This is a genomic window from Actinokineospora sp. NBRC 105648 (genome assembly GCF_030269645.1).
GTDB lineage: Bacteria > Actinomycetota > Actinomycetes > Mycobacteriales > Pseudonocardiaceae > Actinokineospora.
Genome location: NZ_BSTR01000011.1, coordinates 46404 through 70594 on the forward strand (window position 1 = coordinate 46404; position 24191 = coordinate 70594).

Genomic DNA, 24191 nt, shown 5'->3' on the forward strand with positions numbered 1-24191 from the left:
CGAAGGTGGTACCACTATGCAGACGCTTCGCGAACTCGCCGATACGAGCGTGCCATCCGCGAAGATTTACGGAAAAGTTGACGCGTCAGTTTCTGCACTTGACCTGTCGCCGTGCCCCCCGGTTGGATATGTGTGGCCCAATCTTCGCGATTGGCAACCTGGACAGGGCGCCCGCGTCTTGCTCGTCGAAGCCGCAGGCGCGGTCGGCAAATCTGCGGCTGCGCTCGCGCTGGCCTCACACTTGTCTTGGCCCTTGGTCAACTCCGCCCGCGCCCAGGTCGGCTCCTACTCGCTTTCCGGTCTCATCTACGATGCGCTAGGACTGGAATCGACCTTCCTGCAGGATCTGATCGCCGGTCGAACTGGCATCGTGATTGATGCACTGGACGAAGCTCATCTAAAGGCCGGAACGACGAACTTCGAGGCATTCGTCGAAAATATTCAGAAGATGTCACCGGGGGGCGACCGCGACCGGCCGAACATTATTCTCTTCTCCCGCCCGGACACCGCGGACCTGGTCAAGCTCATCTTTGAGGAAGGAGGTCAACCTCTGAGCCTCTGCGGTATCGACTTCCTTTCATATGCGCAAGCCTCACCTTTTGTTCGTGCGCACATGGAACGGCAGGCATCGGCACTCCCGAATCGGAAGGAATACAAAGTCGCGCTTGCCTTCGCGGAAGCATCCGAAAAGCTCCTCCGTCTTCGCATGCACGAAGTGGCTAATGCCCTTCTCAATGACTCGAATGTTGATGTCGAGAAGAACTGGCCGCAAATTCGATCTTTTCTGGGTTATGCGCCGGTTTTGACGGTACTTGCGGAGTATATCGCCGTGCCGAACCCACACGCTGATCACGAGCGGGTGGAATTGGCAGGTGTGGGGCATTCGCGGGAAATCCTGCTCGAGATCGTCGACCGAATCCTGAAAAGGGAGCAAGGAAAATTTCGCGACCAAGTTGTCGCGAAACTCATCGCGCACGTTCCCGCAGAGGAGGACTGGCGCTTGCGTGAGTTGGCCTACAGCCCCACTGAGCAGGCAATCCGCTTGATCAGCAAACACCTTGACGTGGACATATCCGTGCACCCACCTGCTTCCTTGCCGAATGCAATTCGTAGCGAGTACGAGCGGCATGCATCTCAATTCATGGCGGATCACCCATTTCTTGCTGGTACGAATGCCGTCAATGGCGTGTTCGCGGACTTCGTCCGGGCAAAGGCGGCGGTCGACCAAGACTGCCGAGTGTCCTTCGAGTCGGACCCCAGCAAGAAGGTGAGCGCTCCAGGATCATTCTTCTACCAGTTCGTTCACGAGTTTGCAAGGCATGACGATTCCAGGCGACCCCAAGTCCAAGAGTACCTCGTGCCGATGTTGCTGGCGTCGCACTCGCAGTCTGTGATGGGCACGGGGGACTGCAATTTTACGTACGGACAGTCAGGTGAAGACGCCTTCCTGTCGTTGGTAGATGGTATCTCTTCGGTGGTCAGCCAGAGCTCGGTCACGTTTGAGATCGTCGAATTGTCGGGACTGTTGCCGATTCATGACACGCTATCGCGCGGAATAGTATACACCGATTCGGGAATTCACATCAAAGGAAAAGACAAGTTTCTGCTCGGCCCGTGCGTGACCATGTACTGTCACGAACTAGTGGTTGATGTGGAGGGCATCTCTGTGGACGGGTCCACCCGTCCACAGGGAGACAACCTCATATTTGCCGATGAAATTGTTGTGACAAACAACGTGACGATTGATGCCCGGAAGCCGCAGGCGCTCCGCATATTTGGCGATCACAACTGGCCGACGTTGCTTGCTTATGTCGAGAAGATGCCGTCTGTCAAGGATGTGATCGGGTATCCGAACTACATGGATCTTCGGGCCATCTTGAAGTACTTTCGCCAAGGGGTTGGTGATTGGCCCAGTGTATTCAATGAGAAGCTCGACCAGCAGGTCATCAAATCCAACGCGCGGCGGATAAAGTATCGAAGCAAGTTGTTGGGTATGGGGGTCTTGCTAACCGAGAACCATCACTACTACCTGCGGACAGACAGGCTCGCAGAGCACGGGCTGAGTCTGGCCAAGGTCCTTGACGGTCAGATCGAGGGCCCGGTGCGCAGATTTCTATCCTTGCTTGAGCAGGAGAACAGTTCTTGAGCGGTGGGCCTGCGGTCCTGCGCGGCCCAGGTCAGGGACGTGGGCTCAGGGTGTGGGTTCCACGGTGGCGAGGCTGCTGGTCTCGTCGCGCACGTAGCCCAGCGCCTGCCGGATCGACACCAGCAGCTCCCCGCACGCCGCCGCCATCGGCGTGTTGGTCTCGCCGCAGCGGAACTGGTCGCCGCGGAACTCGGTGACCAGGCCGCGCAGCGAGTCGACCTCGCGGCCGAACTCGGCGTCGCCCTTGCCCAGGGCGGTCAGCGGGCCGTCGAGGTCGTGCAGGCGTCGCACGTAGTCCTTGCAGGTCCACGGATCCGCGATCGGCTCGGCCGGGCTGCCGCTGTCGATCGCCCGGGTGGCACAGGGTTGCTTGAGGAGGTCGTCGAGCGTGGTGAGCGTGTCCTGCGGGTTCGGTGGTGCGGCCGGGGCTGGGGTGTCGGTCGAGCACCCCGCGACGAGCACGGCGGCCAACCCGGCGAGCACGATCCTGCGCATGCCGCGGACCTTATCGGACCTCAGAAGGTGAGCGCCGGGTCGGTCGCCAGCGCGGTCAGCTGCGCGTCGGTGAGCGGCACGCTCGGCTGGTAGACGGGTTCGGCCACAGGCACGGGCGGTTGGTCGGGGCGCTGGTCGGGCTGGACGAACGGGTCCCAGTTGTGGGCGTAGGCGGTGACGACGGTGCCGTCCTGGCGGAAGTGGGTGACCGCGACGATCTTGTGCAGGCCGTTCGCCTCGGTCCAGCGCTCGGTGGTCAGCTCGCCGCTCGCCGCCGCGGACCGGGTGCACTGGCCGAGGCTGTTGGCGCACACCCACTCCGGGCCGGGGAGACCGACCGCGGGCCTGCCGATGGTGAACGACAGGCCGTAGTGCGCGCCGTCGAGGGTGAAGCCGAGGAACCCCAGGTAGCGCTTGGCCCGCGTGGTCAGCCGGTCCGAGCCCTCGGCCACGAACCAGCTCGGGGTCACGGTGCCCGCCAGGGGCACCACCTCGCCCACGCGGTGGCCGATCGCGCTGCTCCAGCCCCGGGCGAGCCGCTCGACCTCGGCGTAGTCGGTGGTGGCGGGGTGCGCGCCCGCCGGGAGCCACTCCTGCCCGGGTGCGGGCTTGGGCCGCGGCCTGCTCTCCGGCGGGGCGTCGGGGGAGATGTAGTACTCCTCCTCGGTCGGCGGCTCCGCCAGGGTGTGGTCGGCCCGCACGACCAGAGGCAACCCGAACACGAGCGCGCCGACCAGCAGCACGGCCGCGCCCGCTGCCACGGCGATCCGGCGGAGTTCGCTCTTGGCGCCCATGCAGGGGAATTCGCCGCACGGGGCCGGGTGTTACGCGTCCGATCGTGTCGTGTCCACTGTGGACTTCTCGCGGAAGACGATCCAGCGCATGGCGCAGTACATGTACACGCCCTCGCAGGCCCCGGCCAGCACCCGGGCGAGGTGGTAGTCGACGCCGAGGGCGGCCAAGCCGCTCCCGACGCCGAGGATCCAGGCGAGGTAGTTGACCGCCACGACCACCACGTAACGGCCCACCTGCGGGCCGACGTCGGCGTGCGAGCGGAAGTTGAACGCCCGGTTGAGCACGAAGCTGAGCCCGAACGCGCAGACGTACCCGATCGTGATGCTCACCGGCAGCGGCCAGCCCAGGCCGCCGTGCATCAGCGTGAGCAGCGCCAGGTCGACGGCGAAGGTGAACCCGTTGATCACCGCGAACCCCAGCAGGCTCGCGGGCACGATCCTGGACAACCCGAACGGCAACCGCCGCGCCACGGCGGCCATCGCCACCGCGAACCGCTCCCCGCGATCGACCCGCCGCCGCGCGCGGGCCGCACCCCTGACCGACATGCCCCCAGTCTGGCAATCCCAGGTGGACAGCCGCCAACGCGCGGGCAAACGCCTCACCCCAGCTCGCGCGCGTGCAGCAGCGACCGCACGCCCAAGTCCCGCCGCACGTCGTGCCGCTCCAACGAGTCGACCACGACCGCCATGCCCAGCCAGGTGGCACCGGCGCGCGCGACGATGGCCTGGGCGGCGAGCGCCTGGCTGCCGGTGTCGACCCAGTCGTCGACCAGCAGGACCCGGTCGGCGGGGGAGAGCCGGGAGCGGCGGACACCGAGGGTGAGGTGGCGGTCGAGGTAGTCCGGCGGAGTGGTCGCCACCAGCCAGGCATCGCTGTCACCGAGCTGCTCCGGCTCCTTGCGCACCTCGACGAACCCCACCCCGAGGGCAGCGGCGGTTAGCGCGCCGAGCAGCATGCCGCGCGATTGCAGGCCGAGCACGACCGTCGGACGGGGGACCGGGAAGGAGAAGAGGTCACCCAGCGCGGGACCGAGCGCGGCCAGCAGGGCCGGATCGCGCCACCAGCCGGTGACATCGGCCCACCCGGTGTCGTCGGTGCGGTCACCGAGCCATTGGAACGCCTGCCGCAGCTGATCGCGCACAGGATTGAGTCTGCCCTGGTGGGGAAGCGCCACCCCCGCCAACCTCCTGGTACCGCCAACCTCGCTGGTACCGCAGCTGAACCCCGCCCCCACCCCGCCAACCGCAGCGGATAGGCCGACCCCGCTGGTTCATGACAAGATCCCGACCCCGCTGGTCCGCAGCGGATAGGCCGCCCCCCACCAGACCGCAGCGGCAGGCCGACCCCGCTGGTACCGCCGGCCCCGCTACGGATGCTCGATCTAGTGGACTCGCTTCGTGTGGGGGGAGAGCACCGCTAAACTTGCCGTGTGGTGGGGATGCCCTTCACCCGCCCTTTTTTCACCACCGCGGTGCTCTAGGGGCCCCACACGAAGCGAGTTCACTAGATCGAGCCCCCGTCGTTAACTCGGGCAACCCAGAGCCGCAAAACCCACCAGACCGAGCCCACCCTCGCGACCCAAGCAACGAAGACGGCAACACCAAGACGAGCCACCCCAAAGCAGCCACCCAAAAGAGCTCACGATCCGCCGCCATGGCACCCGGAAGGATCACCGCAGACACCGGGCGGGTCTCGATCGGGTCATGCCGGTCTTGTTGATCACACGGCCGCGCCCAGGCGAGGACAATCGCGGGTATGGGTGACCGGGGGAACTTCTTCGACGGCGACGTCGCGGGCGCGGTCGTGCAAGCGCACATGATCAACACCGTGGTCCTGCCCGCGCAGCAAGGGCTGCCAGCAGACGACGTCGTCGCGCGGCGCTACCGAGAGGTGGCGGCGCGCGCGCTCGACCGGTTCGAGTTCTTCGGCGTCGACCCGCGCGGCATCGTGCGCAGGCACCGGTTCGACGCGGGCTACGTCCCGATGACGCTCACCCGCCGCGGTCCTGGCGACGGCGCGACGGTGGGCGCGGGCGCTGTCGCCGACCACGCGTTGGCCGACCACCGGTATGCCCTGGTGCGTGGCGTCGCCGGTTCGGGCAAGAGCACGCTCTTGCGCTGGTTGGGGGTGAAAGCCGCTCTTGCCGCGGACGGCACGGTGCCGTTCGTGGTCGAGCTCGCCCACGGTGGCCCACCCGACCTCACCCGCCAGGTGGGGCAGGCGATCCGCGAGGTGCTGCCCGAGGGCTGGGCCGCCCGGACCTTCCACCAGGGTCGGGTCCTGCTGCTGCTCGACGGCCTCGACGAAGTTCACCCGGATGAGCGATCCCGGGTGGAGGACTGGGTCGAGAGCCTGCTGGAGACCTACCCCGCGACCCGCTGCGTGGTCACCACCCGGCCCTCCGGCCGGGCCGAGCAGTGGTGGGTCGACCGCGGCTTCCAGCGGTTCGACCTGCTGCCGATGAGCAGGCACAACATCGAGCAGTACGTCACCGGCTGGCACGCGGCCGCCGAGTCCGACCAGCCGGACACCGAGGCGGGCCGAGAGGACCGCGAGCGGCTGCGGGTGTGCGGCCGCGCGTTGCTCACCACCTTGTCCAACCGGCCCACGCTGCGCGGCATGAGCGCGAACCCGTTGCTGTGCGGCCTGCTGTGCGCGTTGCACCTCGTGCGCGGGGAGCACCTGCCGGAGAAGCGAAAGCAGGTCTACGACGCGGCCCTCGAGTTGTTGCTGGTCCGCTGGCGGCACATGCGCCGCAGGCAGCGCGGCGACGACACCGCCGAGCCCGCGGTCGAGCCGCCGCTGGGCGACGAGGAACTGCTCAAGCTGTTGCAGCGACTCGCGTACTGGCTGGTCGGCAACCGACAACCGGTCTTCAGCCCGGAGGTCGCGGTCCGCCGCGTCGAATCCGGCATGTACGGCCTGCGCGGCGGCGGTGATCCGGCGCGGGTCTGGCACTACCTCGCCCACCACAGCGGCCTGCTGCGCGAGCTGCCCGACGGTTCGCTGGAGTTCGTGCACCGCACGTTCCTCGACCACCTCGCCGCCAAGGAGGTGGTCGAGGAGGAGAACATCACCATGCTGCTGGAGCGCGCCGAAGAGCCGCACTGGCACGACGTGGTGGTCATGGCGGGCGCGCACGCCCGCCCGGTCGAGCGCACCCGGATCCTCAGCGGCCTGATCGAACGCGGCCGCGGCCGCCCCGACCACCGCGACGCGCTGTTCCTGCTGGCCGCGGCCATCCTGGAGCAGACCACGGTGCTGCCCAGGCAGGAGGCGGGCGCGCCGGACGTCCGGGCACTGGTCGAGCACGCGATGGCCGACCTGATCCCACCCCGCACCACCGCGGCCGCCGACCAGCTCGCCGCCGCGGGCCCGTTCGTCCTGGACCTGCTCCCCGGCCCGTGCGGGCTCGACGACCGCGAGGCCGCACTGGTCGTGCGCGCCGCCGCCCGGATCGCCGCGCAGTGGAACCCGCCGGGGGTGCTGGAGAAGATCCTGCAGTTCACCGCGCGCCCCACCAGCCGGATCCTCAACGAACTGCTGGAGGTCTGGGGCAGGCTCGGCGACTACGAGGGTTACGCCCGCGACGTCCTGAGCGAGATCGACTTCCGCCGGTTCAGGGTCGGCCTCCCGAACGGCAGGCGGATCGAGCACATCGGCCACCTGCGCACGATCACCATGCTGGCACTGCGCGAGAACGCCGCACTGCACCCGATCGCCGACCTGCCCCACCTGCGAAACCTGACCCTGCGCGACAACCAGCGCACAGTGCTGGCACCACTGCGCACCGCCCCGTCGTTGCGCGTGTTGGTCCTGGACCGGTGCTCGGCCTTCCTCGGCAACGCGCCGGTCGACCTGGCGGTGCTGCCAGACCTGCGCAGACTCGTGGTCTCGGGCCTGCGCACCAAGGTCGACCTGTCGGGCCTGGCAGGCAAGACCCTGCACAGCCTCCGGCTCACCGCGGGCCCGCTGGACAACCAGTCGCTGCCCGCAGGCCTGCACGTCCGCCACCTCACCATCGCCGCAGGCGCCCGCCGAGTCAACTTCGAGTCAGTGCTCGGCGTACGGACGCTGATCCTGGACTGGCCACCCGACGCCGAAGATCTGAACCGCATCACCGCCCTACCCGACCTGCGCAGATTGGTGGCACCTGCGGGAGAGCTCCCACTGCCGGAACTCCCGGGCATCGAGGTGCTGCAGCTGCGGATCCGGGTATGACCATCGACGGCAGCCCAGTCGACCTGTACCGACTCTTGCCTGCGGCAGGAGAAGCCGAGATCGTCCACACGGCCATCCGGGCAGGGACGAACGTCCTCGACCTGGGCAGCGGCACGGGCCGCATCGCACGTAGACTGGTCGAGCTGGGACACCCGGTACTGGCGGTAGACGCTTCACCGGACATGCTCGCCGAGACAGGTGTCCCGACTGTGTGCGCCCGCATCGAGGATCTGCGGCTCACCAGGCGGTTCGGGGGAGTCCTGCTGGCCAGCCACCTGATCAACACACCCGACCCTAAAGGCCTACTGGCAACGGTCAGACACCACTTGGCCGATGACGGGCACGCCGTCATCCAGTGGCATCCGCCTAATTGGTTCGACACAGTGGAGAATGGACCTGCTGGGCACGTCGGTCCGGTGAAAATAGCGATGGCAGATATACGGAGAGAGAATGACCGGCTCAGCGCGGTTGTGCACTACCGGGCGGGAAACGAGCACTGGGAACAGCCGTTCACGGCAGTCCGATTATCCGAACAAGACCTGACAAAGACGCTGGCGCACGCAGGATTGACCTTCCAGAACTGGCTCACCAGCGATCAAACCTGGTTCACGGCCACACCCCACTGATTCCCACCCCCCACCCGCCTTCGAACCTCAGCAGAACAGAACCACCACCCACCCCGGCTCACCTCATCCGCCCACCCATAGCAGACAAACCGAGCCCGCTGGTACCAAGGACCTACCCAGACTCGCCCGCCACCACTCACCCATCCGCAGCGGATAGGCCGCCCCCGCTGGTACCAAGGACCTACCCCAGACTCGCCCGCCACCACCCACCCATCCGCAGCGGATAGGCCGCCCCCGCTGGTACCGCCGGCCCCGCTACGGATGCTCGATCTAGTGGACTCGCTTCGTGTGGGGGGAGAGTGCCGCTAAACTTGCCGTGGGTGGGGATGCCCTTACCTGCCCTTTTCTCTCCACCGCGGTGCTCTAGGGGCCCCGCACGAAGCGAGTTCACTAGATCGAGCCCCCTATCTTTCCTCGGGCAGCCCCAGCGATGAGCCACCATCCAGGTCGACCGTAGGTCGGTGTGCGGCACACCGTCCGAGCTGCCCAAGTAAGAGCGGGGCTCGATTGGCTGGACTGCCTTCGCGTGGGGCCCCTAGGCGACCGCGTGGGGACAAAGCGTGGGGAGAAGGGCATCCCCACCACTGAGGCAAGTTTAGCGGTCGCCTCCCCCCACACGAAGGCAGTCCACCCAATCGAGCACAAAAGTAACGGGTGTTGCGTACCAGCGAGGTCGGCATTTAGAGATTTAGGGAAAGGGATTGAAAAAGAAATAGGGTGGTGTTTGCTTCTGGGCTGGGCTGGGCTGGGCTGGGCTGGGCTGGGCTGGGCTGGGCTGGGCTGGGGGTGATGGGTGGCTGGGCCGCTGGTTGGTGTGCACCGTGATGGCGGGAGGCGGGAGGCGGGAGGCGGGAGGCGGGAGGCGGGAGGCGGGAGGCGGAGCGGGGGCGAGAGGTGAGTGGTGGGCGGCTGTGGGGAGTGGTGTCGGTGTGGCTGGTGGTGTGCAGGCACGGCCTGACCTGCAGGTCAGCACCTCGCCGCCACCCAGGCCAAAAACAATCAAGCACGAATGCTTGAAAACGGCCGGCCCGCGTGCGACCGTGGGGAGGTGATCGACCTAGGCGGGCTGCTCGCTGACTTGCGGGCTGAGGGTGACCAGTTGGACTCGTGGGTCGCTGACCTGGGTGCCGACCAGTGGCGTGCGCCGACGCCCGCTGCCGGTTGGAGTGTTGCGCATCAGGTGGCGCATCTGGCCTGGACTGATGAGCGGGCACTGCTTTCCGCCACTGATCCGGACGGGTTCATCGCCGAGACCACTCAGGCGCTGGCCGGTGGTGACCCACAACAGTTCGTCGATAAGGGCGCGGCGGATGGTGCCCAACTGCCGCCTGACGAGTTGCTCGCGCGGTGGCGTGAGTTGCGGGTCGGTCTGGCTGGGGCGCTCGCGGGAGTGCCCGCTGGGGCGAAGTTGCTCTGGTACGGGCCGCCGATGAGTCCGGCCTCGATGGCTACCGCGCGGATCATGGAGACTTGGGCGCACGCGGGTGATGTCGCGGATGCGTTGGGGATCAAGCGAGAACCGACCGAGCGTATCCGCCATGTTGCGCATCTTGGTGTTCGCACTCGGGACTTCGCGTATCTGGTGCGCGCCAAGGCAGTGCCTACCGAGCAGTTCCGGGTCGAGTTGGTTGGGCCGGGTGGCGGTGTGTGGGTGTGGGGACCCGAGGATGCCGCGCAGCGGGTCAGCGGGAGTGCCTGGGACTTCTGCCGGCTGGTGACCCAGCGGGTGCACCGCGATGACACCGATCTGGTGGCCGTGGGCGCGGATGCGGACGAGTGGCTGGGGATCGCGCAGGCGTTCGCCGGGCCGCCGGGGGAAGGGCGCGCGAAGGCATGATCCGGATCGGCAATGCTTCCGGCTTCTACGGTGACCGGTTGTCGGCCGTGCACGAGATGCTCGTCGGTGGCGAGTTGGACGTCCTGACCGGTGACTACCTGGCTGAGTTGACCATGCTCATCCTCGGTCGTCAGCGGCTCAAGGATCCCGCCGGTGGCTACGCCAAGACGTTCCTGCGGCAGCTCGACGAGTCGCTGGCCATTGCTGCCGAGCGGCGGGTCAAGATCGTCACCAATGCCGGTGGGCTCAATCCGGCGGGGCTTGCGGAGGCGGTTCGGGCGTTGGCCGCTGATCGGGGGATCCCGGTCAAGGTGGCCCATGTGGAGGGTGATGACTTGCTCCCGCGCGCAGCGGAGTTGGGTCTGGACGGCGCCTTGACGGCCAATGCTTACCTTGGTGCGTGGGGGATCGCGGCCTGTCTGGATGCGGGAGCGGATGTCGTGGTGACCGGTCGGGTCACCGACGCGTCGCTGGTGGTGGGTCCTGCGGCGGCGCACTTCGGTTGGGGTGTAAGCGATTTCGACGCCCTGGCCGGCGCTACGGTGGCTGGGCACGTGATTGAGTGCGGCACCCAGGCGACCGGGGGCAACTACTCCTTCTTCACCGAGATCGTCGATCTGGACCACGCCGGGTTCCCCATCGCCGAGGTGTTCGCCGACGGCTCGTCGGTGATCACCAAGCACCCCGGTACCGGTGGTGCGGTGACGCGGGAAACCGTTACCGCGCAAATGCTCTACGAGATCCAAGGTCCGGACTACCTCGGGCCGGACGTCACGACCCGGTTCGACTCGGTCGTGCTGGCTGACGACGGGCCTGATCGGGTGCGGATCAGTGGTGTGCGCGGTGGACCGCCGCCGGAGACCGTGAAGGTGTGCGTGAACACGCTCGCCGGGTTCCGCAACAGTGCCACATTTGTCCTCTGTGGACTTGAGGTGGAAGCGAAAGCGGATCTGGTCAAGCGGCAACTGGAGTCGGCAGTCGGCGCCGATGGTCTGACCTGGACACTCGCACGCACCGACCACGTCGACGCCGACACCGAGGAAGCCGCGAGCGCGCTGTTGCATGCGACGATCAAGACCCCGGATCCGGCTCGGGCCAAGGCGTTCTCGCGGGCGACCGTGGAACTCGCGCTCGCCAGCTATCCTGGCTTCACGCTGACCGCGCCACCTGCCGACGGCTCGCCGGTCGGTGTCTACCGGCCGGAGTACGTCCCGCGGGCCGCCGTTGAACACGTGGCGGTGCTCCCGGACGGATCGAGGCGCGGCATTCCCTGGTCCGACGGTGTTCCTGTGCCCAAGCGGTTCGTCGAGGCTACGTCACCGGGCGAGTTCGGGGTGGGTCGGCGGGTTCCGCTGGGCACCGTGCTCGGCGCGCGGTCGGGGGACAAGGGCGGCGACGCGAATCTGGGTGTGTGGGTGCGTCGGCCCGAGGCTTTCCCCTGGCTGCTGGGTTTCCTGACCGTCGACCGGGTGCGCGAGCTGCTGCCGGAGACCGCCGACCTGGACATCGAGCGGCACCCGTTCCCGAACCTGGGCGCGGTCAACTTCGTCGTGCGCGGCCTGCTCGGCCAGGGCGTGGCCGCCGCGACCCGTTTCGACCCGCAGGCCAAGGCGCTCGGTGAGTGGCTGCGCGCGCGGTACGCCGAGGTCCCGGAGGAGTTCTTGTGAACCCGTTCGACACACCCGAGCGGCGGGAGTTGCGGGCGACCGTGCGCGGCTTCATGGCAAGAGAAGTGTTGCCGCACCTGGATTCCTGGGAACGCGACGGCGAACTGCCCCGGTCACTGCACGAGTCGGCGGCCGCCCTCGGCCTGCTGGGTATCGCGTTCCCCGTCTCGGTCGGCGGCGCGGGCGGCGACCTGGTCGACGCGATGGTCGTGGTCGAGGAAATGCACTACGCGGGCGCCTCGGGCGGCCTGATCGCGTCCCTGCTGACCTGCGGGATCGCCCTCCCGCACATCGCCGCGGCGGGCGATCCCGACCAGGTCGACCGGTGGGTGCGGCCCACCCTGGCGGGCACCATGATCGGCTCGCTCGCGATCACCGAACCCGACGGCGGGTCCGATGTCGCGGGCCTGCGCACCACTGCCAAGCGCGACGGCGACGAGTACGTGGTCAACGGCGCGAAGACCTTCATCACCTCGGGGGTGCGCGCGGACTTCGTCACCACCGCCGTCCGCACCGGCGACGCGGGCGCGCACGGGATCTCGTTGCTGGTGGTCGAGCGGGGCACGCCGGGTTTCACCGTCGGCAGACACCTGGAGAAGATGGGCTGGCACTGCTCCGACACCGCCGAACTGTCCTTCGTGGACTGCCGAGTGCCCGCGGCGAACCTGGTCGGCGCGGAGAACTCCGGCTTCATCCAGATCGCCACCAACTTCGTCGCCGAGCGCCTCACCCTCGCCGTCCAGGCCTACGCCGCGGCCCAGCGCGCGCTCGACCTGACCGTCCGCTGGTGCCGCATCCGCGAGACCTTCGGCCGCCCGCTGATCTCCCGCCAGTCCGTGCAGACCACCCTCACCGAGATGGCCCGCAAGGTGGACGTCGCCCGCACCTACACCCGCGACGTCGCCACCCGCCACCTCTCCGGCGAGGACGTCATCGCCCAGGTCTGCTTCGCGAAGAACACCGCGGTCGAGACCGGTGAATGGGTTGCCAGCCAAGCGGTCCAGCTCTTCGGCGGCCTGGGCTACCTGCGTGAGTCCGAAGTGGAGCGCCACTACCGCGACATGCGCATCCTGGGCATCGGCGGCGGCACCACCGAGATCATGACCGGCCTGGCCGCCAAGCGCCTGGGCTTCACCTCGTAGTAGCGCCTAGCTCCAGCTCAGGCCGTAGAAGACGAACGAGTCCAGCTCGGTGGCGGGGAGCGCGCGGATCTCCATCGACGCGTAGATCCCCTCACTGCTGCGGGCGCAGAGCTGGCTGCCCACGTGCAGCTCGCTGAACTCCACCCGGTCGCGCCACCCGCTCACCCCCACGCAGCGGTCGCGGTTGGCCAGGGGGCGGTCGGCGATGATCGCCAGCTTGGCGGCGTCGGCGGTGTAGGTTCCCTTGAGGTCGATGCGCAGGTCGCCGGGCAGTTGCGCGTCGTGGCGCCAGTAGTCGATGTCGACCCAGTTGTAGCGGTACTGCTGCACCAGTTCCACCTGCCGTTCCTGCTGCTTGCCGATCAGTCTCCCGGGGTCTTCCGCGGGTACCTCGGGGGCTCTGGTCGGCGGCTGCGTGGTGGTCGTGGTCTGGCCCGGTGCGCCACTGGTCGACGGGGTGGCCCCGTCGCCGCGGGGGGCGGCGGTTGTGGAGGTCCCGGCGGGGGCGCTGGGGTGTGACGACTGGCCCGGAATGAGCGGGGCCGAGCTGGGAGCGTTGCCGGTCGTGGTCACGGTGGTGGCGCTCGCGGAGGTCGCCCCGGCCTTCGGGACGGTGGCGTGGTCGGCGCCGAGGCCGCTCGCGAGGGACAGGACCCCGACGGCGGCGAGGGCCGCCGGGGTGGCCGCCAAGAGGGCCGTGCGTCTTCGCCTTCGGGGAGCACCGATGTGCACACCGCCGTGGACGGTGTTCGCCTGGAACGCGAATCCGGTTGTCGTGCCGTGCAGTTCGTTGTGGATCGTCTCGGGGTCCTCACCCGATGCCGCCATGGATCAAGGTTGCCCCCGATCGCCGGGACTGTCCAGCGACCAAGAAACAATCAAGCACGAATGCTTGAAAACTGCCGCGACCCGTGCCACGGTTGGCTGGTGACAGTGCTGCGATCGTCGGCCGACCCCGGGGCGGCGGACTTCCAGGCCAACCGCGAGGCGATTCTGGCCAAGCTGGTCGAGCTCGACGCCGAGCACGCCAAGGCGGTCGCCGGTGGCGGTGAGAAGTACGTCAGCAGGCACCGCGGGCGCGGGAAGCTGCTCGCCCGCGAGCGGATCGAGCTGTTGCTCGACCCCGATTCCGCGTTCCTCGAGCTCTCCCCGCTCGCCGCCTGGGGGACCGACTACCAGGTCGGCGGCAGCCTGGTCACCGGCATCGGCGTGGTCGAGGGTGTCGAGTGCCTGGTCAACGCCAGCGACCCGACGGTCAAGGGCGGCGCGATCAACCCCTGGGGCATGCGCAAGGGCTTCCGCGCGGCCGACATCGCCGCGCAGAACCGGTTGCCGACGATCAACCTCGTCGAGTCCGGGGGCGCGGACCTGCCCACCCAGAAGGAGATCTTCATCCCCGGCGGCCGCACGTTCCGCGACCTCACCCGGTCCTCGGCCGCCGGTGTGCCCACGGTCGCGCTGGTGTTCGGCAACTCCACCGCGGGTGGCGCGTACCTGCCCGGCATGTCCGACCACGTGGTGATGGTCAAGGAGCGCGCGAAGGTCTTCCTCGGCGGGCCGCCGCTGGTCAAGATGGCCACCGGCGAGGAATCCGACGACGAGTCGCTCGGCGGTGCGGAGATGCACGCCCGGGTGTCCGGCCTCGCCGACTACCTCGCGGTCGACGAGCGGGACGCCATCCGGCTCGGCAGGCGGATCGTCGCGCGCCTCAACTGGCGCAAGCAGGGCCCGGCGCCCAGCGCCGACTACGGCGAGCCCGTCCACGACCCCGAGGACCTGCTCGGCATCGTGCCCACCGACCTCAAGGTCCCGTTCGACCCGCGCGAGGTCATCGCCCGGGTGGTCGACGGGTCGGACTTCGACGAGTTCAAACCCTTGTACGGCAGCAGTCTGGTCACCGGCTGGGCGCAGATCCACGGCTATCCCGTTGGTGTGCTGGCCAACGCGCGCGGGGTGCTGTTCAGCGAGGAGTCGCAGAAGGCGACCCAGTTCATCCAGCTGGCCAACCAGACCGACACGCCGCTGCTGTTCCTGCACAACACGACCGGCTACATGGTGGGCAAGGAGTACGAGCAGGGCGGGATCATCAAGCACGGCGCCATGATGATCAACGCCGTGTCGAACTCGCGGGTGCCGCACCTGTCCGTCCTCATGGGAGCGTCCTACGGCGCGGGCCACTACGGGATGTGCGGCCGCGCCTACGACCCGCGGTTCCTGTTCGCCTGGCCCAGCGCCAAGTCCGCGGTGATGGGGCCCGCGCAGCTCGCCGGCGTGCTCTCCATCGTCATGCGGCAGGGCGCGGAGAGCCGTGGCCAGGTCTACAACGAGGAGCACGACGCCGCCATGCGCGCGATGGTCGAGGGCCAGATCGAGGCCGAGTCGATGCCGATGTTCCTCTCCGGCATGCTCTACGACGACGGCATCATCGACCCCCGCGACACCCGCACGGTGCTCGGCATCGCCCTGTCCGCCGTCCACTCTGGACCGATCAGCGGCGCCGAGGGCTTCGGCGTCTTCCGGATGTGAGCCCGATGATCCAGTCCCTGCTGGTCGCCAACCGCGGCGAGATCGCCCGCCGGGTGTTCCGCACGGCCCGCGAACTCGGCGTCGCCACCGTCGCGGTCCACTCCGACGCCGACGCGGACTCCCCGCACGTGCGCGAGGCCGACACCGCCGTGCGGCTGCCCGGCAACACCCCTGCGGAGACCTACCTGCGTGCCGACCTGGTCATCGCCGCCGCGATCGCCGCGGGCGCCGACGCCATCCACCCGGGGTACGGGTTCCTCTCCGAGAACGCCGACTTCGCCCGCGCGGTGATCGCGGCGGGGCTGACCTGGGTCGGGCCGTCGGTCGAGGCGATCGCGCGGATGGGGTCGAAGGTCGAGTCCAAGCGGCTGATGGCGGCCGCGGGCGTGCCGGTGCTGTCCGAAGTGGACCCTGTGACCGAGGGCGACCTCCCGGTGCTGGTCAAGGCGTCGGCGGGTGGCGGGGGCCGGGGGATGCGGGTCGTGCGGGATCTCGCGGACTTGGCTGGAGAGCTCGGGGCCGCGCGGTCGGAGGCGGCCTCGGCGTTCGGCGACCCCACGGTGTTCTGCGAGCCCTACCTGGAGACCGGGCGGCACATCGAGGTCCAGGTCATGGCCGACCGGCACGGGGTGGTGTGGGCGGTGGGGGAGCGCGAGTGCTCGATCCAGCGCAGGCACCAGAAAGTCGTGGAGGAGGCACCGTCGCCCCTGGTCGAGCGGACGGAGGGCATGCGGGAGCGGCTGTTCGCCGCCGCCCGTACGGCCGCCGCCGCGATCGGGTACGAGGGCGCGGGTACGGTGGAGTTCCTGGCCGACGAGTCGGGCCGGTTCTACTTCCTAGAGATGAACACCCGCCTGCAGGTCGAGCACCCCGTCACCGAGGCCGTCACCGGCCTCGACCTGGTGCGGCTACAACTGGCCGTCGCGGAGGGCGCCGCGCTGCCCGCGGCGCCGCCGCCGAGCCGCGGGCACGCCATCGAGGTGCGCCTCTACGCCGAGGACCCGGCGCAGGACTGGCGCCCGCAGAGCGGCACCCTGCACCGCTTCGAGATCCCCGGCGTCACCCAGGTCTTCGGCGACGATCGGTCCGGCGACGTCCGGATCAGGCTGGATTCGGGCGTGGAGAACGGCTCCGTGGTCGGGGTGCACTACGACCCGATGCTGGCAAAGGTCATCGCATGGGCGCCGGAGCGCGCGGTCGTCGCGCGGACGCTGGCCCGGGTGCTCGTCCGGGCGCGGATCCACGGTGTGCGGACCAACCGAGACCTGCTGGTCCGGGTACTGCGCCACCCGGCCTTCCTCGCCGGGGACACCGACACGGCGTTCTTCACCCGGCACGGACTCGCGACGCTGGCGGAACCCCTGGGTGACAAGGACTTCGAGCGGCTGGCGGCCCTGGCCGCCGCACTCGCCGACGCGGCGGCGAACCGGGCCGCCGCGACCGTGCAGGGGCGGATCCCGGGCGGCTGGCGCAACGTCGTGTCGCAGTCGCAGGTGAAGGTGTTCGGCGACCACGAGGTCCGCTACCGGGTCACCCGGGACGGCCTCGCCGCCGAGGGCTACGACGGTGTCCGCCTGGTCGAGGCCACGCCCGAGTTGGTGCGGCTGGAGGTGGCCGGCGTGACGCGGACCTACGACGTCGCGACCGCGCCTGGATGGTCCTTTGTGGACGCGGGGACCGCGGCGGTGGCCTTCGCCGTCGCCGACCGGTTCCCGGACCCGGCCACCCAGGTCGCGCCGGGGTCACTGCTCGCGCCGATGCCGGGGACAGTGGTGCGGATCGCCGCTACCCTGGGCGACGCGGTGCGGGCGGGCCAACCCCTGCTGTGGCTGGAGGCGATGAAGATGGAACACCGCGTCGACGCCCCGGCCGACGGGGTGGTCGCCGAGCTGCCGGTCGCCGCCGGGGACCAGGTCGACGTCGGGCGGGTGCTGGCGGTCGTGCGAGTCGAGGAGGGGACATGAGCTTCACCGAGTCCGAGGAGCGCCAGGCGCTGCGGCGCGCGGTCGCCGAGCTGGGGCGCAAGTACGGCCACGAGTACACGCTGAAGGCGGCGCGCTCCGGTGGCCACACCACCGAGCTGTGGAACGAGGCGGGCAAGCTCGGCTACCTCGGGGTCAACGTGCCCGAGGAGTACGGCGGCGGGGGCGGCGGCATCGGCGACCTCGCCGCGGTGTGCGAGGAGCTGGGCGCCACCGGCACCGGTCTGCTGCAGATGGTGGTGTCCCCGGCGATCTGCGCGACGATCATCGCCCGGTTCGGCACCGACGAGCAGAAACACCGCTGGCTGCCTGGTTTCGCCGACGGCACCGTCCGGATGGCCTTCGCCATCACCGAACCGGACGCCGGTTCCAACGCCCACAAGCTGACCACGACCGCGAAGCGTGACGGCGACGGCTGGGTTCTCAACGGCCGCAAGGTCTACATCTCCTGCGTCGATGAGTCGCAGGCGGTGCTCGTGGTCGGGCGCACCGAGGACGCCACGACCGGCAAGCTCAAGCCCGCCCTGTTCATCGTGCCGACCGACGCCCCCGGCTTCGAGTTCCAGCGCATCGAGATGGACGTGGTGTCCCCGGACTACCAGTTCTCCCTGTTCATCGACGACGTCAGGCTCCCGGCCGACGCACTGGTCGGCTCCGAGGACGCGGCGCTCATGCAGCTGTTCGCGGGTCTGAACCCGGAGCGGATCATGGCTTCGGCCTTCGCCGTGGGCATGGGCCGCTTCGCGCTGGACAAGGCGGTCGACTACGCCAAGACGCGCACGGTGTGGAAGGAGCCGATCGGTGCGCACCAGGCGGTGGCGCACCCGTTGGCGCAGGCCAAGATCGAGCTGGAACTGGCCAAGCTGATGACCCAGAAGGCGGCCGCGCTCTACGACGCGGGCGAGGACATGGCCGCGGGCGAGGCCGCGAACATGGCCAAGTACGCCGCCGGTGAGGCCGTGGTCAAGGCGGTCGACGCGGCCGTGCAAACCCACGGCGGCAACGGCTTGGCCAGCGAGTACGGTCTCGGTGCGCTGGTCGCGGCGTCCCGGCTCACCCGGATCGCCCCGGTGAGCCGTGAGATGATCCTGAACTTCGTGGCCCAGTTCAGCCTGGGGCTGCCGAAGTCGTACTAGAGGGGGCTGGTGACGATGGTCGAGGCAGTCCGCGAGCCCCGCCAGGACCGCAGCCGCGCCACCCGGCAGCGGCTGCTCGAGGCGGCCGTCGACTGCCTCGCCGAGGTCGGCTGGACCGGGAGCACGGTGTCCGTGGTCGCCGAACGCGCGGGCGTGTCGCGCGGGGCGACCCAGCACCACTTCCCCACCCGCGAAGACCTGTTCACCGCCGCGATCGAGTACGTGGCATCGGAACGGTTGGCACACATGCGGGCTGAGTTACCGCACTTGCCTTCCGGGCGGGGGCGGACGGAGTCGGTGGTGTCCGCGATCGGGGAGATGTACACGGGGAAGCTGTTCCGGGCGGCGCTGCAGCTGTGGGTGGCGGCGGCATCGGATGAGCTGCTGCGGGCGCAGGTGGTGCCGCTGGAGAGGCACGTCGGCCGTGAGGCGCACCGGTTGACGGTGGAGGCTTTGGGGGCGGATGAGTCGCGGGCTGGGGTGCGGGAGGCGGTTCAGGCCACTTTGGACTTGGCTCGGGGGTTGGGGCTGGCGAACCTGCTGACCGATGACTCTCGGCGGCGGGCGCGGGTGCTCACCGAGTGGGCGGTGACGCTGAAGGCCGCTCTTGGCGGGAGTTGACACGACCGGCTCGGTGGTGCCGGGGAACGGCGGGCGATGACTGGATCGCCGGTGATGTCGCAGGATGTGCGCATGCGCGCGGTGTCCGCCCACTACCCGAACCGTTGCGTGGAGAATGCCGTCTACGCCTGCTTCCGGGACAGAACTCTCCCGTGACTGGCCTCACCTGCGGCGGAGACTGGTCGCCCGAGGGGCGAGGGGTGGGCCGCGGCGACCCACCCCTCGCCGGTTGTTCACCGGGCCACGTAGTCGTCCACTGACACGATCTCATCGCACTGGTCGCGGACCCAGTCGTCGTGGGTGGCGATGACGACGCAGGCACCACCCTGGGCCATGCCCCGCAGCAGCGACACGACGGTGGCCGTATTGCCCTGGTCGAGGGCTCCGGTCGGTTCGTCGGCCAGCACCAGGCTCGGTTCCTTGACCAGCAGGCGGGCGACCGCGACCCGCTGCTGTTCGCCGCCGGAGAGCCTGCTGACCCGCTCGCCCTCCCGGCCTGCGAGTCCCACCCGCTCCAGGGATTCGGACAGCGCCGCGCGAGCGGCACTTCCCCGGCGCTTGCGGGCGCGGAGCGCGATGTCGAGGTTCTGCGCGATGGACGCGTTCTCCACCAGGGCATAGTTCTGGAACAGGTAGCCCAGGTGGTCTCGGCGGAATCGCCGGGCGGCTCCCGAGCGCATCCCGGTCAGCTCGCGCCGGTCGAAGTAGATCTCACCGCCGGTGGGCTTCTCCAACAGTCCCATGCAGTTGAGCAGGGTGGACTTCCCGGATCCGCTGGGGCCGGTCAGGGCCGTCAGCGCTCCGGGTTTCAAGGTCAGGTCGAGGCCGCTCCACAGAGTGCGCTCGCCGTAGGCCATGGTGAGGTCGCGGGTTTCCAACATGGTGATGGTGATGTCTCCGTTTCAGGTCCGAGGCCTCAGGCTTCGCTGGCGCCATCGCGAACCACCCGGCGGTGGGCTCGGATCAGTGCTGCCAGTATGCCGCCGACGGTCAACGTGGCCAGCCCGCCGATCGCGGCCCATTCGGGTGTACCCAGGGTCATCGGCTCGAACGGGGCGGGCATGCCCGCGCGCCGGTACCACTCCAGGTCACTGTTGACCGACCACGCCTGGTACGGCAGCCAGCCGATCAAGACCGCGAGCGCGGCCGCTTCGAAGATCAGCAGGATTCGGTGCACCGCGGCGAACCGCCAGCCGGACACGTGCCGGGCGAAGATCCACTGCGCGTTACGCCGGGCGTGGATCAGCACCGCTCCAACACCGGTAATGAGCAGGACCAGGAGGCCCGCGAGGGCGCTGAACAACGCCAGTCGGAACTGCTGCAGCACGTCGCGGTGCTCGGTGGCGGCCTGGTCGATCACCGGGGTGACGGACACGACGAAGTCGACGAGCGCGGGATCGGCGGCCACCGCGGCCGAGACCACGCGCGGATCGGGGAACAGCACCCGTCCCTGGGAGGCGAAGGCGGTGTAGCTGTGGTCGGAGAGCAGCCCCTGGGCGGAGGGCAGGAAAACCAGGATGGGGTCGGTCGTGAAGGACTGGTCGCCGGAGAAGTTGCCCTGCGACACCGGTCCGACGTCGGTCGCGGTGTAGGTGAAGATCTCCGCACCGGCGGCCATCTCGACCTGGTCGAACGTCACCGCGGTGCCGCGCCGCAGGTTCGGGCTATGGAGAACCTCGGTGACGAGTTCGGCGCGGTGGTCCCACACATCCGGCGGGATGAGGACCGTGGGGCCGCCCGCGTCCCCGGCGGAGAAATCCGCCCCCGTCGACAGACGGACCGGTTGATCGCGAAGGAACCTGTCGTTGACGTAGATCAGGTCCTTTCCGTTGAGCGGGCCGGGGTTCCCGAGGTACTGCCGTCCGGCCAGCAGCGCGTTGCCGCGTTGGTCCTCGCCCCGGAGCCACGCGCCGGTGACCGGGATGATCTTCTCCCGGTCACCGGAGGACCAGACGTTGCCGAAAGCGATCTTGGACGTCTCGCCAAGCCGTTCGTAGGAGGCCAGGGCCGCGCCGCGTCGCTCGACGTCGATTCCCGTCGCGACGGCCTGCTGGGCCAGGGCGACGGTGGCGACGACAGTCACCACTCGCAGGGCATAGGCAACCCCGGACGCCGTACGCCCGGGAAGTTCTCCCTTCACCGCGGCGAGCACGCGCAGCCGCATCAGGAGCAGCAACACCAGGGCATGGGAGGTGATCGCCGCTCCGGTCAGCAGGACGTGCAGGACGACGGCGGTCAGCAGGTACAAACCGATGTCCGCGAGGCCGTTGTACGCGGCCAGCGCGGCCACCGCCACGCCGATGGTCAGCACACCCCCTCCGAACCAGAAGCCGGAGACGGCCCGCACGTCGTTGAGCAGCAGGCTCCCGTAGCCCAGGCCCTGCAGCCGGTTGACACCGTAGGCCCGCGCTCCAACGAGCACGCTCGCCGCGGCGACGGCGACCGACACCAGCACCATCATGCCCAGTGCGAGCACCTGGGCGTCCTGCAGGAACAGGTCCTTGGGGTTGAGGCTCCACCGGTCGAGCACGCGGTTCACCCGCATGCCCTTCGAGGTGAAGAAGTCGGCCAACTGGCCCGCTTTGTCGTAGTCCCCGAACACCACGTAGCTGCCGGTCGGGTCGCGCTCGCCCGCGTCGTCGAAGGGCCGGACGCTGGTCGTCAGCGACCGGGTGAAGTCCGCATAGCCCCCGCGCAGCCATTCGTCCGCGCCCACCGCAGGGTCGCCATCGACGAGGTATATCGTGCGCCCACCCTGCGAGCCGTTGAGGTCGTCTTTCAACCGCCCGACGGTGATCTGGTGTTCGATCGCGAACTGCTTGATCTCGGCGCGCAGTTCACCAGCGGGTCTGCTCTCGTCCCACGCGCCGACGATGATCCCCGCCTGAACCGGGAGCGGGGTGTCCTCGTCCCAGTACACCAGGGTGGTGAACGAGAGGAAACATGCGAATATCCAGTTCGCAATCAGTACGAACTTGAGGCTCTTGGCGGCCAAGTTCTTTCCTGTCCTGTTGAAAAGGACCTGCGGAGAGGGACGCGCGTCCCTCTCCGCAGGTGGCGATCAGATCCCGGCTAGCAGGACCCCGACGTCTGGTCAGCAGCCGCCGTCGTTGTTGTTCCAGTACGAGCTGTCGACCCAGATCGTGTCGCTGGACTGGGCGTAGGACCAGCGGCCCGGGTTGGTCGGGCCGGAATTGACGTACTGCGAGCGTCCACACTGGAGCTGTGGCAGTTCGAGCCGTGGTAGTAGTTCGACCACACGCGGCCGCCACCGGTGCCGTAGTCCCAGGTACCGCCGCCGACGTAGGCGGTGTCCGCCATCGCGATACCTGCACCAGCGGCCGCCATGGCCAGTCCGGCCAGACCCGTGATGACAACCTTCTTCGCGTTCATGTTTCTGTTCCCCATTTCTCGTGCGAGGTTCCGGCTGCCGTCGAAACCAGCAGCCTGATCCGGGCGAGTCGTACAGAAATGAACCTGATGTCGAGTTCGGCGATACCATCCCTGGCTCATCTCCAGTTGCTGATCGGATCCCAGCAGTCTGCCCCGGAAGATTCCCCAGTCTTAGCTTCCCTCGGTACCGGTGTTAGCCAGGGTTGAGGGTAACAGGCAATGGTTCTATCGGGTGAGTTGATCACAACAATTGTTGGGGTGTCACCCGGCCGGTCGCCTTCGACGGGCCTGTCTGGGGGTAAAGAATACCTCATGGCACTTTCTTGCCGGTGCTGCCAAAATGACTCCATCGACCGAACGTGTGGCGAGTATCCGAGTGGCGTGTCCAACGATTATTGGTTCAAAATCCTATCAGCCGTTTGTCTGGGCGGCACGCTGGGTCCCGGTGCGGTAACTACTCAGGTTGTGTTGGGTCGCTCGGGTTGGCGGCCGCCGACCCGAGATGATCTTCGGGTGTCGGGTTCCGAGGGTGTGTCGCTGGAGCGGTTGCTCGCGCGCCTGGAGGAACTGGAGTCTCGTGCGGTGGCTCGGGAGTTGGAGAACGCCGAGTTGCGGGCCGAGAACGCCGAGTTGAAACGCCGGTTGGGGCGGAACTCCCGGAATTCGTCTCTGTCACCGTCGACGGATGGGCCGGAGCGGGCTGTGCCACCGCGGTCCTTGCGGGGTAAGAGTGGCCGTGGGCCAGGGAAACAGCCTGGCGCGCAGGGATTCTCGCTGGAACTGGTGGGTGATCCGGACGAGATCGTCGACCACGTGCCGAATCGATGCCGGGGTTGCGTCGGTGACCTGGACGGCGCCGCGCCGGCGGGTGTGGTGCGCCGTCAGGTCACCGATATCACGCCGGCGGTGGCCACGGTGATCGAACACCGGCTGCATCGGCGTCGTTGTGGTGCGGGCTGGTCACCACCGCGGCGGCCCCGGCCGGTGTCGCGGCGGCGCCGGCCTCGTATGGGCCGAACCTGCGAGCGTGGGTGGTGTACGCGCTGGTGTTCGGGCACATCCCGGTCGCCCGGGTCGTCGAGCTCGTCACCGATCTCTCGGGCGCCCGCCCGTCGGCCGGCTGGGTCTGCCAGGTGTTGCTGGACACCGCATCCGAGGCTACGTCTCCACCGCCCGCAAACACGGCATCAACGCCTTCGAAGCAATCCACACCGCCGTCACCGGAAACCCCTGGACACCAACACCTTCACCAGCCACGTGAATAGTTGCCCCGTGCGAATGCCGCGTCGCGATTGGCGCATAGCGAAGGCTGTGCCCGGGTGTCTGCGTGGCATCCGCACCATTCGGTGACGCGGATCGTCATGGTGTGATCATCGGTGCGGGCACGGCGGTCGGCGGGGTGGAGGTCAACCCCGCCGACGGCGGTGCCGCTAGTCGCGCTGGGCCTTGGCGAAGGTGATCAGCGCGGTGGTGTTGATGGTGAGGGTGGGGCCGGTGGGGTTCTTGCTATCGCGCAGGTGGGTGCGGGTGTGGGAAACCTCGACACAGTTCGAGTTTCCACCCGAACGGCTGGACTTCTTGAACCGCAAGCGTTCCTGCGACAT

General features: G+C 68.5%; 20 protein-coding genes. 11 read left to right on the forward strand and 9 right to left on the reverse strand.

Translation table 11 applies throughout. The annotated features are described in order from the left end of the window. The first annotated feature begins 16 nt into the window (after nt 1-16). A complete protein-coding gene (locus QSK30_RS12920) occupies nt 17-2146 on the forward strand; it encodes a hypothetical protein (RefSeq protein WP_285502573.1) in 2130 nt (709 codons plus the stop codon). 45 nt (nt 2147-2191) lie between these two features. Here QSK30_RS12920 and QSK30_RS12925 read toward each other — a convergent pair whose 3' ends face one another. From QSK30_RS12925 to QSK30_RS12940, 4 genes are read right to left on the reverse strand one after another with little or no spacing between them, the layout of a single operon-like run. Then, nucleotides 2192-2641, reverse strand: coding sequence for a hypothetical protein (locus tag QSK30_RS12925; RefSeq protein WP_285502574.1), 450 nt, complete (start codon nt 2639-2641; stop codon nt 2192-2194). Between the two features lie 20 nt (nt 2642-2661). Then, nucleotides 2662-3435, reverse strand: coding sequence for a hypothetical protein (locus QSK30_RS12930; RefSeq protein ID WP_285502575.1), 774 nt, complete (start codon nt 3433-3435; stop codon nt 2662-2664). A 30-nt stretch (nt 3436-3465) separates the two neighbouring features. Continuing rightward, nucleotides 3466-3981 carry a GtrA family protein gene (locus QSK30_RS12935; protein WP_285502577.1) on the reverse strand — a complete coding sequence of 172 codons (516 nt, stop codon included), beginning with the start codon at nt 3979-3981 and terminating at the stop codon, nt 3466-3468. 53 nt (nt 3982-4034) lie between these two features. Then, nucleotides 4035-4577 (reverse strand): phosphoribosyltransferase family protein, encoded by a 543-nt coding sequence (locus tag QSK30_RS12940; protein WP_285502578.1) that lies wholly within the window; start codon nt 4575-4577, stop codon nt 4035-4037. 614 nt (nt 4578-5191) lie between these two features. On the opposite strand from QSK30_RS12940, the gene QSK30_RS12945 reads away from it, so the two are divergent. The 5 genes from QSK30_RS12945 to QSK30_RS12965 all read left to right on the forward strand — a co-directional run bounded on the left by QSK30_RS12945 (nt 5192) and on the right by QSK30_RS12965 (nt 12929). Beyond that, nucleotides 5192-7657, forward strand: a complete 2466-nt coding sequence (locus tag QSK30_RS12945; RefSeq protein WP_285502579.1) for an NACHT domain-containing protein — start codon at nt 5192-5194, stop codon at nt 7655-7657. After that, on the forward strand, nt 7654-8283 hold the full coding sequence (locus tag QSK30_RS12950; RefSeq protein ID WP_285502580.1) for a class I SAM-dependent methyltransferase: 630 nt from the start codon (nt 7654-7656) through the stop codon (nt 8281-8283). The genes QSK30_RS12945 and QSK30_RS12950 overlap by 4 nt, the downstream gene beginning before the upstream one ends. A 1048-nt stretch (nt 8284-9331) precedes the next feature. After that, nucleotides 9332-10120 (forward strand): TIGR03084 family metal-binding protein, encoded by a 789-nt coding sequence (locus tag QSK30_RS12955; RefSeq protein ID WP_285502582.1) that lies wholly within the window; start codon nt 9332-9334, stop codon nt 10118-10120. After that, nucleotides 10117-11787, forward strand: a complete 1671-nt coding sequence (locus tag QSK30_RS12960; protein ID WP_285502584.1) for an acyclic terpene utilization AtuA family protein — start codon at nt 10117-10119, stop codon at nt 11785-11787. The genes QSK30_RS12955 and QSK30_RS12960 overlap by 4 nt, the downstream gene beginning before the upstream one ends. Next, the gene (locus tag QSK30_RS12965) at nt 11784-12929 is read left to right on the forward strand and encodes an acyl-CoA dehydrogenase family protein (RefSeq protein WP_285502585.1); all 1146 of its coding nucleotides are present in this window, start codon (nt 11784-11786) and stop codon (nt 12927-12929) included. Before QSK30_RS12960 ends, QSK30_RS12965 begins: the two co-directional genes overlap by 4 nt. A gap of 6 nt (nt 12930-12935) precedes the next feature. On the opposite strand, the gene QSK30_RS12970 is transcribed toward QSK30_RS12965, so the two are convergent. Beyond that, a complete protein-coding gene (locus QSK30_RS12970; protein WP_285502587.1) occupies nt 12936-13757 on the reverse strand; it encodes a hypothetical protein in 822 nt (273 codons plus the stop codon). Between the two features lie 99 nt (nt 13758-13856). Between QSK30_RS12970 and QSK30_RS12975 the strand changes: the two genes are divergently transcribed. Genes QSK30_RS12975 through QSK30_RS12990 form a run of 4 tightly spaced genes read left to right on the forward strand, consistent with a single transcriptional unit; the run spans nt 13857 to nt 19194 of the window. Continuing rightward, nucleotides 13857-15455: an acyl-CoA carboxylase subunit beta gene (locus QSK30_RS12975; protein WP_285502588.1), complete on the forward strand. Its 1599-nt coding sequence runs from the start codon at nt 13857-13859 to the stop codon at nt 15453-15455. 5 nt (nt 15456-15460) lie between these two features. After that, entirely contained in the window at nt 15461-17419 is a 1959-nt protein-coding gene (locus tag QSK30_RS12980) for an acetyl/propionyl/methylcrotonyl-CoA carboxylase subunit alpha (RefSeq protein WP_285502589.1), read from the forward strand. After that, a complete protein-coding gene (locus QSK30_RS12985; protein ID WP_285502591.1) occupies nt 17416-18573 on the forward strand; it encodes an acyl-CoA dehydrogenase family protein in 1158 nt (385 codons plus the stop codon). The genes QSK30_RS12980 and QSK30_RS12985 overlap by 4 nt, the downstream gene beginning before the upstream one ends. A 15-nt stretch (nt 18574-18588) precedes the next feature. Continuing rightward, nucleotides 18589-19194 (forward strand): TetR/AcrR family transcriptional regulator, encoded by a 606-nt coding sequence (locus tag QSK30_RS12990; RefSeq protein ID WP_285502729.1) that lies wholly within the window; start codon nt 18589-18591, stop codon nt 19192-19194. Nucleotides 19195-19427: 233 nt separating this feature from the next. Here the strand turns inward: QSK30_RS12990 and QSK30_RS12995 are convergent, their stop codons facing one another. The 3 genes from QSK30_RS12995 to QSK30_RS36865 all read right to left on the reverse strand — a co-directional run bounded on the left by QSK30_RS12995 (nt 19428) and on the right by QSK30_RS36865 (nt 22707). After that, nucleotides 19428-20075 carry an ABC transporter ATP-binding protein gene (locus QSK30_RS12995; RefSeq protein WP_285502593.1) on the reverse strand — a complete coding sequence of 216 codons (648 nt, stop codon included), beginning with the start codon at nt 20073-20075 and terminating at the stop codon, nt 19428-19430. A gap of 35 nt (nt 20076-20110) precedes the next feature. After that, a complete protein-coding gene (locus tag QSK30_RS13000; protein WP_285502595.1) occupies nt 20111-22189 on the reverse strand; it encodes a bacteriocin-associated integral membrane family protein in 2079 nt (692 codons plus the stop codon). Nucleotides 22190-22266: 77 nt separating this feature from the next. Beyond that, a complete protein-coding gene (locus QSK30_RS36865) occupies nt 22267-22707 on the reverse strand; it encodes a lactococcin 972 family bacteriocin (protein ID WP_352231569.1) in 441 nt (146 codons plus the stop codon). Nucleotides 22708-22899: 192 nt separating this feature from the next. Between QSK30_RS36865 and QSK30_RS36870 the strand changes: the two genes are divergently transcribed. Then, on the forward strand, nt 22900-23937 hold the full coding sequence (locus tag QSK30_RS36870; protein WP_352231570.1) for a DUF6444 domain-containing protein: 1038 nt from the start codon (nt 22900-22902) through the stop codon (nt 23935-23937). An 80-nt stretch (nt 23938-24017) separates the two neighbouring features. On the opposite strand, the gene QSK30_RS13010 is transcribed toward QSK30_RS36870, so the two are convergent. Beyond that, on the reverse strand, nt 24018-24191 hold the full coding sequence (locus QSK30_RS13010) for a DUF397 domain-containing protein (protein WP_285502598.1): 174 nt from the start codon (nt 24189-24191) through the stop codon (nt 24018-24020).

Coding starts and splice junctions, on each gene's coding strand:
- QSK30_RS12960 (WP_285502584.1), top strand. CDS start 10,117: ATGATCCGGATCGGCAATGCTTCCGGCTTCTACGGTGACCGGTTGTCG.
- QSK30_RS12930 (WP_285502575.1), bottom strand. CDS start 3,435: ATGGGCGCCAAGAGCGAACTCCGCCGGATCGCCGTGGCAGCGGGCGCG.
- QSK30_RS12925 (WP_285502574.1), bottom strand. CDS start 2,641: ATGCGCAGGATCGTGCTCGCCGGGTTGGCCGCCGTGCTCGTCGCGGGG.
- QSK30_RS12950 (WP_285502580.1), top strand. CDS start 7,654: ATGACCATCGACGGCAGCCCAGTCGACCTGTACCGACTCTTGCCTGCG.
- QSK30_RS12945 (WP_285502579.1), top strand. CDS start 5,192: ATGGGTGACCGGGGGAACTTCTTCGACGGCGACGTCGCGGGCGCGGTC.
- QSK30_RS12995 (WP_285502593.1), bottom strand. CDS start 20,075: ATGTTGGAAACCCGCGACCTCACCATGGCCTACGGCGAGCGCACTCTG.
- QSK30_RS12935 (WP_285502577.1), bottom strand. CDS start 3,981: ATGTCGGTCAGGGGTGCGGCCCGCGCGCGGCGGCGGGTCGATCGCGGG.
- QSK30_RS12980 (WP_285502589.1), top strand. CDS start 15,461: ATGATCCAGTCCCTGCTGGTCGCCAACCGCGGCGAGATCGCCCGCCGG.
- QSK30_RS13010 (WP_285502598.1), bottom strand. CDS start 24,191: ATGTCGCAGGAACGCTTGCGGTTCAAGAAGTCCAGCCGTTCGGGTGGA.
- QSK30_RS36865 (WP_352231569.1), bottom strand. CDS start 22,707: ATGAGCCAGGGATGGTATCGCCGAACTCGACATCAGGTTCATTTCTGT.
- QSK30_RS36870 (WP_352231570.1), top strand. CDS start 22,900: ATGGCACTTTCTTGCCGGTGCTGCCAAAATGACTCCATCGACCGAACG.
- QSK30_RS12920 (WP_285502573.1), top strand. CDS start 17: ATGCAGACGCTTCGCGAACTCGCCGATACGAGCGTGCCATCCGCGAAG.
- QSK30_RS12970 (WP_285502587.1), bottom strand. CDS start 13,757: ATGGCGGCATCGGGTGAGGACCCCGAGACGATCCACAACGAACTGCAC.
- QSK30_RS12985 (WP_285502591.1), top strand. CDS start 17,416: ATGAGCTTCACCGAGTCCGAGGAGCGCCAGGCGCTGCGGCGCGCGGTC.
- QSK30_RS12990 (WP_285502729.1), top strand. CDS start 18,589: ATGGTCGAGGCAGTCCGCGAGCCCCGCCAGGACCGCAGCCGCGCCACC.